The 8016-nt window shown below is 68.3% G+C and carries 6 protein-coding genes and 2 pseudogenes; 1 reads left to right on the forward strand and 7 read right to left on the reverse strand.

Annotation, left to right across the window (positions count from 1 at the left end):
• Window positions 1-260: 260 nt before the first annotated feature.
• The 4 genes and pseudogenes from GA0115259_RS08055 to GA0115259_RS42715 form a co-directional block, all read right to left on the reverse strand.
• On the reverse strand, window positions 261-1946 hold the full coding sequence (locus tag GA0115259_RS08055; protein WP_093592975.1) for a ribonuclease J: 1686 nt from the start codon (window positions 1944-1946) through the stop codon (window positions 261-263).
• A gap of 170 nt (window positions 1947-2116) precedes the next feature.
• The gene (gene dapA / locus GA0115259_RS08060) at window positions 2117-3016 is read right to left on the reverse strand and encodes a 4-hydroxy-tetrahydrodipicolinate synthase (RefSeq protein WP_093592978.1); all 900 of its coding nucleotides are present in this window, start codon (window positions 3014-3016) and stop codon (window positions 2117-2119) included.
• Window positions 3017-3224: 208 nt separating this feature from the next.
• Window positions 3225-3674 (reverse strand): annotated as a pseudogene (gene thyX / locus GA0115259_RS41610) (FAD-dependent thymidylate synthase); the annotation flags it as partial.
• A 3-nt stretch (window positions 3675-3677) separates the two neighbouring features.
• Window positions 3678-4439, reverse strand: a pseudogene (locus GA0115259_RS42715) (FAD-dependent thymidylate synthase); the annotation flags it as partial.
• 265 nt (window positions 4440-4704) lie between these two features.
• Between GA0115259_RS42715 and GA0115259_RS08070 the strand changes: the two are divergent.
• A complete protein-coding gene (locus GA0115259_RS08070; RefSeq protein WP_093592984.1) occupies window positions 4705-5253 on the forward strand; it encodes a PH domain-containing protein in 549 nt (182 codons plus the stop codon).
• 125 nt (window positions 5254-5378) lie between these two features.
• Here GA0115259_RS08070 and GA0115259_RS08075 read toward each other — a convergent pair whose 3' ends face one another.
• The 3 genes from GA0115259_RS08075 to GA0115259_RS08085 all read right to left on the reverse strand — a co-directional run.
• Window positions 5379-5831 (reverse strand): tetratricopeptide repeat protein, encoded by a 453-nt coding sequence (locus GA0115259_RS08075; protein WP_093592987.1) that lies wholly within the window; start codon window positions 5829-5831, stop codon window positions 5379-5381.
• 5 nt (window positions 5832-5836) lie between these two features.
• Entirely contained in the window at window positions 5837-6589 is a 753-nt protein-coding gene (gene dapB / locus GA0115259_RS08080) for a 4-hydroxy-tetrahydrodipicolinate reductase (RefSeq protein ID WP_093592990.1), read from the reverse strand.
• Between the two features lie 70 nt (window positions 6590-6659).
• Window positions 6660-8016, reverse strand: a 1357-nt coding sequence (locus GA0115259_RS08085; RefSeq protein ID WP_093592993.1) for a M16 family metallopeptidase, incomplete at its 5' end; no start/stop codon positions are given.

Here is an 8016-nt window from a genome sequence, read left to right on the forward strand (position 1 = left end):
CTTTCCTCCGGGCATTTCCCTTCGGCCTTACTTGTCTTGCTGTTCTGCTTGTCTTGCTGTCTTGCGTCTCCGACTTTATCAGAGTTATCTGAGCCGGATTTCCCTCTGTTCGGGGAAGGGCTCCAGGCACTTGGTTCGCCCGGGCTTCCCCCTCAGGTGGAGCCGTAAACGTACTGGAGCGGGGGGCGTCGATGCAAATCGAGGCCCCCCGCTCCCGTAGGCGGCGTCAGATGTCGGCCACCGGACGGCAGTTGCCGACGTCAGACCTCGACCACCACGGGGAGGATCATCGGGCGCCGACGGTAGGTGTCGGAGACCCACTTGCCCACCGCGCGGCGCACGAGCTGCTGGAGCTGGTGCGGCTCCGCGACACCGTCCTGGGCCGATCTGGCGATCGCCTCTTCGAGCTTGGGGAGCACGGCGGCGAACGCCGCGTCCTCGATGCCGGATCCACGCGCGTGGAAGTGCGGACCGCCGACGACCTTGCCGGTGGTCGAGTCGACCACCACGAAGACCGAGATGATGCCCTCGTCGCCGAGGATGCGGCGGTCCTTGAGGGAGGTCTCGGTGACATCGCCGACCGAGAGGCCGTCGACATACACATAACCGGCCTGGACCTTGCCCACGATCTTGGCCTTGCCGTCGACCAGATCCACGACCACGCCGTCCTCCGCGATGACGATGTGGTCCTTGGGGACTCCCGTCAGGGCGCCCAGTTCGGCGTTGGCGCGCAGATGGCGCCATTCGCCGTGGACGGGCATCAGATTCTTGGGCTTGCAGATGTTGTAGAAGTACAGGAGCTCGCCGGCCGAGGCATGGCCGGAGACATGGACCTTGGCGTTGCCCTTGTGAATGACATTCGCGCCCCACCTGGTCAGGCCGTTGATCACGCGGTAGACCGCGTTCTCGTTGCCCGGGATGAGCGACGACGCCAGGATCACCGTGTCGCCCTGGACGATCCGGATCTGGTGGTCGCGGTTGGCCATGCGCGAGAGCGCGGCCATCGGCTCGCCCTGGGAACCCGTGCAGACGAGCACGATCTCGTGCTCGGGGAGGTCGTCCAGGGTCTTGACGTCGACGACCAGGCCCGCCGGGACCCGGAGATAGCCGAGATCGCGCGCGATGCCCATGTTGCGGACCATCGAGCGGCCGACGAAGGCGACCCGGCGGCCGTGTTCATGGGCGGCATCGAGGATCTGCTGGATCCGGTGGACATGGCTGGCGAAGCTGGCCACGATGATGCGCTTCTGGGCGCTGCCGAACACCTGCCGCAGGACGTTCGAGATGTCCCGCTCGGGCGGGACGAAGCCCGGGACCTCGGCATTGGTGGAGTCCGCCAGCAGCAGGTCGATGCCCTCCTCGCCGAGCTTGGCGAAGGTGGGCAGATCGGTCAGTCTGCGGTCCAGCGGGAGTTGGTCCATCTTGAAGTCGCCGGTGTGGACGGCCATGCCCGCAGGAGTGCGGATGGCGACCGCCAGGGCGTCCGGGATGGAGTGGTTGACCGCGACGAATTCGCAGTCGAAGGGACCGATGCGCTCGCGGTGGCCCTCGGTGACCTCAAGGGTGTACGGGCGGATGCGGTGCTCCTGGAGCTTCGCCTCGATCAGCGCGAGCGTCAGCTTCGAGCCGATCAGCGGGATGTCCGCCTTCAGCCGGAGCAGGTACGGGACACCGCCGATATGGTCCTCGTGGCCGTGCGTGAGCACGATCCCGTCGATGTCGTCCAGGCGGTCCCGGATGGTGGTGAAGTCCGGCAGGATCAGGTCGATGCCGGGCTGTTCCTCCTCCGGGAAGAGCACGCCGCAGTCGACGATGAGCAGACGGCCGTTGTACTCGAAGACCGTCATGTTGCGGCCGATCTCACCAAGGCCGCCGAGCGGAGTGACGCGCAGGCCGTTCTTGGGCAGCTTCGGCGGGGCACCGAGTTCAGGATGCGGATGACTCAAAAGACTCTCCTCACCACACGCGCCACGTACCGCTGAGGCACGTGGCGCGCATGACATTCGTGCACTTGCTGTTGTCTGTGTCTGTTGTCTGTGTTGACCGACCCATCGGTTTGCCGACGGGTGTGTCGATGTGTCTGTTGTCTTCGCTTATTCAGTTGTGAAGTCAATGATTAGAGCTGTACCCCGCCGGCCACGAGATCGATCTTGAGCTGGGCGGTTTCCTGGGGTGACAGCTCCACGAGCGGAAGCCGGAGCGGTCCTGCGGGCAGCTTCTGGAGCGTGAGGGCGGCCTTGGTGGTGATGACGCCCTGTGTCCTGAACATGCCGATGAAGACCGGGAGCAGCTTCTGGTGGATCTCGGTGGCCTTGTGGACATCGCCGGTGAGGTGGGCGTCGAGCAGCTCACGCAGCTCCGGGGCGACGACATGGCCGACCACGGAGACAAAGCCGACCGCGCCGACCGAGAGCAGCGGCAGATTGAGCATGTCGTCGCCCGAGTACCAGGCCAGACCGGACTGGGCGATGGCCCAGCTCGCACGGCCGAGGTCGCCCTTGGCGTCCTTGTTGGCGACGATGCGCGGGTGCTCGGCGAGACGGACGATCGTCTCGGTGTCGATGGGGACACCGCTGCGGCCCGGGATGTCGTAGAGCATCACCGGCAGGTCCGTGGCGTCGGCGATCGCGGTGAAGTGCCGGAAGAGACCTTCCTGCGGCGGCTTGTTGTAGTACGGCGTCACGGCGAGCAGGCCGTGCGCGCCGGCGCGCTCGGCGGCTCGGGCGAGCTCCAGGCTGTGGCGGGTGTCGTTGGTGCCGACGCCCGTGACGACATGGGCCCGGTCTCCGACCGCTTCCAGGACGGCCCGTACGAGCTGGTCTTTCTCCGCGTCACTGGTGGTCGGCGACTCACCGGTGGTGCCGTTCAGGACCAGGCCGTCGTTGCCCGCGTCCACGAGATGGACGGCAAGCCGCTGGGCGCCGTCGAGGTCGAGTGCGCCGTCCGCCGTGAAGGGCGTGATCATGGCGGTGAGGACCCGGCCGAAGGGGGTCTGCGGAGTGGAGATCGGAGCCATGGGTAACACGCTACTCGCTGCTCAGCTCACCGTGTCCCTTTGGGGGACGGGACAAGAGGAGCCCGGCACTGCCTGCTCGGGGGTTCAAGCAGTGCCGGGTCCGTTTGATCAGCCTAGATGAACTTCTCGAAACGCCGCAATCCGGGCGCTTCGCCCGACCGATCGCACACCTGTGCTCAGGCCCGTCCTGGACACGCCCGGACAGGGCCTACGGGGCGATTCGGCCGTTGGCGTTGAAGGCCGCATGGGTGAGTGGCATGAGCTTCGCCCAGTGCTCTTCCATCCGCTCGCCGACCATCTCGATCTCCCGCTGCGGGAAGGACGGGACCTTCGCCTGTTCGTGCTGGGTGCGCAGACCGAGGAAGTGCATCAGCGAGCGCGCGTTGCACGTCGCGTACATCGAGGAGAACAGCCCGACCGGCAGGACCGCGCGGGCCACCTCGCGGGCCACGCCCTCGGCCAGCATCCGCTGGTACGCCTCGTACGCCTGGAGGTAGGAATCCCGCATCGCGCGCCCGGTGAGCTCCTGCTGGGCGGCGCTGCCCGGTACGAATTCGTACTTGCCGGGCCTGCCCTGCTGGACCAGCTTGCGGTCCTCGGCGGGGACGTAGAAGACCGGCTGGAGGTTGCGGTAGCGGCCCGACTCCTCGTTGTACGAGTTGTGTACGACGATGCCGTCGGCGAGGAAGTTGTGCCAGGGGCCCTCGACGGACAGGTCGTACGTCATCTCCTCGCCGTCGTCGGCGATCGAGACGATCACGTCCGGCGCGGCGTTACGTTCCGTGGCTTCGGCCAGTACGGCGTCGCCCGTCGTCAGCTCACCGGCCTTGCGCCAGCCGTCCGGCGTCAGCACGGCGTGGTCCACCGTGGCGCGCAGCGCCCGCCCGGCGGCCGTGACGATCCTGATCAGCGGCTTCACGCCCGACTCGATGACATCGACGATCCGTGCCCGGCGGGCGGTCAAGGTCTCCTCGTCGTAGCAGCGGACCTGCTGCGGACGGTCCCCGGCGTCGAGATGCCAGAGCCGGTGGAGATCGGCGATGGTCCTGCGGCTGAGCGTCCCCGATTCGCTCTCCAGGGTGATCTCGGTGTCGCCCGCGACGCACCAGCCCACGCGGTGGCGCATGAACTCGCGGAAGACGAAGATCGGGGCGCTGATGAAAAAGGTCATCGAGTTGTGCTCGAAAGGGCTGCCGTGGCGGTCCCGCATCAGAAAGTTGATGAGCCCCTTCGAGCGCTCGGGATCCTTCGACACCTCTTCCAGGGACTGCTCTCCCGCCGTGGAGACGCGCGCGGCCCACAGCACATCGGTGTCGCTGGCGGAGTGCTTCAGCAGCTCGACGGTGACATCGCCGCGGAAACTCGGCTTCGTCTCCGCGGGAGTGTCGGCGGGAGTGTCGCTCACCGGCAGGGGTCCTTCCATTCGCGTCGCTCGGGCGGCGCCCACTCTACGTGGCGGCTCCGACAGTGCGGGCCGGGCGGCCACGAGTGGCCTTCCTTGGTCAATCCGGGGAATTCGGGCACCGAATGACGTTGTCGTGCGTCCTACTCGGTAACAACTTCCCCAGGAGCGGCGTGCGTCACAAGGCGCTGACTCGTCCGGCCCCCCTGGGGTGGTCCGGTGCGGTGCGCGATCGATAGCCTCACCGGGCACAGCAATCGAGCGTGCTTGTGAGTGAGGATCAGTCGTGCCCCTGCCCTTCCTGACGGCCGACCGGGCTTTTGACGCGACCACCGAGGATGTCGCGCTGCCGTTCGACGATCACGATCATTGGCGGCGTCCGTACCGCCCCGGCCCCTGGCGGGTGGTGGCGGCGGCGCTGCTTCTGCTGCTCGCCTCCTTCGTCCTGCTGGCGACGATGATCATCGCCTTCGCCGGTGCCCTGCCGGGCACCGTGGTGTGTCTGGCCGTCGCCTCGGTGATGATCGCCGTCGCGCTGCGACTGCTGCGGGTCGGCGCGTGGGTGAGCCGGCACGGAGTGCGGCGGGTGGCCCTGCTGAGGACCACGACGGTGGCGTGGGACCAGATCACCGCCGTACGGACGGTCCAGCAGCCGGTGCGCTGGCTCGGGCTGCCGCGTACGGTCCAGGGCCAGGCGCTTGTCGTCGTACGCCGGAAGGGTGAGGCACTGCCGGTGCTGACCGACCACAACGGGGACTTCCTGGCGCGGCCGGAGGCCTTCGACCGGGCGGCCGACACGGTCGAGGCCTGGGGCGACGAGTACCGCCGTCCCTGATCTGACGCACCCCTGACCTGGGGACCGTGGGCGCGTACAGCCTGTACACAGTCGAGCGGGGTCCTGCCTGGAGAGGCCGGACCCCGCTCTTCGTGCTCGACGCTCTTCGTGTTCGTCGGCTCGGCTCAGGCCCGGACCGGTTTGCCGTCGTGGAGCGCGATGGCCCGCTGCATCGCCTTGCGGGCGCGCGGCGTGTCGCGGGCGTCGTGGTAGGCGACCGCGAGCCGGAACCAGCAGCGCCAGTCGTCGGGCGAGTCCTCCGTCTGGGCCCGGCGCTCGGCGAAGACGGCGTCCGCGGACTCCCGGTCGATCCGGCCGCCGGCCGTGCGGACCAGTTCGTCCAGCGGCAGCCCGCCCTCGGCGTCCAGCTCCACCGCCAGCCGGTTGGCACGGCTGACGAACTGGGTGTTCTTCCAGAGGAACCAGACACCGATGACCGGCAGGACCAGCACCGCCGCCCCGAGGGCGACGGTGATGACGGTGCCCTGCTGGATCAGCAGTACACCGCGGCTGCCGACCAGGACGAAGTACACGACGAGAACGGCGGCCGTGACACAGTAGGTGATCTTCGCGCGCATGGGTGTCAGTTCAGATCGAGGAAGTGTTCCAGGCCGTAGGTGAGCCCGGGAGTGGAGACCACACGGCGCACACCGAGCAGGATGCCCGGCATGAAGCTGCTGTGGTGCAGGGAGTCATGGCGGATGGTGAGAGTCTCGCCCTCGCCGCCGAGGACGACCTCCTGATGCGCCAGGAGACCGCGCAGCCGTACGGAGTGAACCGGCACGCCTTCGACATCCGCGCCGCGCGCGCCGTCCAGCGCGGTGGCCGTGGCGTCGGGCTGCGGGCCGAGCCCCGCTTCCGTACGGGCCGCGGCGATGAGCTGGGCGGTGCGGTGGGCGGTGCCGGAGGGCGCGTCGACCTTGTTCGGGTGGTGCAGCTCGATGACCTCGACGGACTCGAACCAGCGTGCGGCCGTCTCGGAGAACTTCATGGTGAGTACCGCACCGATGGAGAAGTTCGGTGCGATCAGCACACCGGTCTCCGGAGCCGCGTCCAGCAGGCCACGGACCTGCGCGAGCCGCTCGTCGGCCCAGCCAGTGGTGCCGACGACCGCGTGGATGCCGTGGCGTACGCAGAAGCCGAGATTGTCCAGCACCGCGGCGGGCGTGGTCAGCTCGACCGCGACCTGGGCGCCGGACTCGGCCAGGGCCTCCAGCTTGTCGTCCCGGTCGAGGGCCGCGACCAGTTCCAGGTCGTCCGCGGCCTCGACGGCCCGTACGGCCTCGGAGCCGATACGGCCCTTGGCACCGAGGACGGCCACACGCAGCTTGCTCATTGCTCTGCTTCCTTACGGCTTCGGCTTGGCTACGGCTTCAAGACGCCGGTTGCGGTCTGCGGGATACGGGTCAGGAGACGGCCTCGTCAAGACGCGCCGCCTGCTTGTCCTTCAGCGGGCCTATGACGGACAGCGAGGGACGGTGTCCCAGTACATCGCGGGCCACCGCGCTCACCTCGTCCGGGGTGACCGCGGCTATCCGGCCCAGCATGTCGTCGACCGACATCTGGGCACCCCAGCACAGCTCGCTCTTGCCGATGCGGTTCATCAGCGCGCCGGTGTCCTCAAGGCCGAGGACCGTGGAGCCGGAGAGCTGGCCGACGGCGCGGTGGATCTCCTCGTCGCTGAGCCCTTCGGAGGAGACCCGGTCGAGTTCGTCGCGGCAGATCTTCAGCACATCGTGGACCTGGCTGGGCCGGCAGCCCGCGTACACCCCGAAGAGCCCGCAGTCGGCGAAGCCGGAGGTGTACGAGTACACGCTGTAGGCGAGCCCGCGCTTCTCCCGTACCTCCTGGAAGAGCCGGGAGCTCATCCCGCCGCCGAGGGCGGTGTTCAGTACGCCGAGGGCCCAGCGGCGCTCGTCGGTACGGGACAGCCCGGGCATCCCGAGGACCACATGGGCCTGCTCGGTCTTGCGGTCCAGCAGATCGACGCGGCCCGCGGTGCGTACGGTGCGCCGGCCCTCGCGCGGCGCCACGGGTGCGGCGTCCGTACGGGAGAGGGCGCCGGCCTTGTCGAACGCCTTGCGGACCTGCCGTACCACCGTGGCGTGGTCGATATTGCCCGCGGCGGCGACGATGAGATGCCTCGGGTCGTAGTGCTTCTTGTAGAAGCGCGCGATCCGGTCGCGGTCCAGGCTGTTGATGGTCTCGACGGTGCCGAGGACCGGCCGGCCGAGCGGAGTGTCGCCGAACATGGTGTGCGCGAAGAGATCGTGCACACAGTCGCCCGGGTCGTCCTCGGTCATGGCGATCTCTTCGAGGACGACACCGCGCTCGGCGTCGACGTCGGCGGCCTCGATGAGCGATCCGGTGAGCATGTCGCAGACGATGTCGATGGCCAGCGGCAGATCGGTGTCGAGCACGCGCGCGTAGTAGCAGGTGTACTCCTTCGCCGTGAAGGCGTTCATCTCACCGCCGACCGCGTCGATGGCGGAGGAGATGTCCAGGGCGCTGCGCCGGCCGGTGCCCTTGAAGAGGAGGTGCTCCAGATAGTGGGTGGCGCCGTTGAGGGCGGGTGTCTCGTCGCGCGAGCCGACCTGGACCCAGATGCCGAAGGTCGCCGAGCGGACCGAGGGCAGGGTTTCGGTGACGACGCGCAGACCGCCGGGGAGAGTCGTACGGCGCACCGTGCCGATGCCGTTCTCGCCCTTGAGCAGGGTTTGGGTACGGGCGACGGCCCGCGCCTCCGAGGAGGTGCGGGCCGTC

Origin of the sequence: Streptomyces sp. MnatMP-M17 (assembly GCF_900091995.1) — a bacterium.
GTDB lineage: Bacteria > Actinomycetota > Actinomycetes > Streptomycetales > Streptomycetaceae > Streptomyces.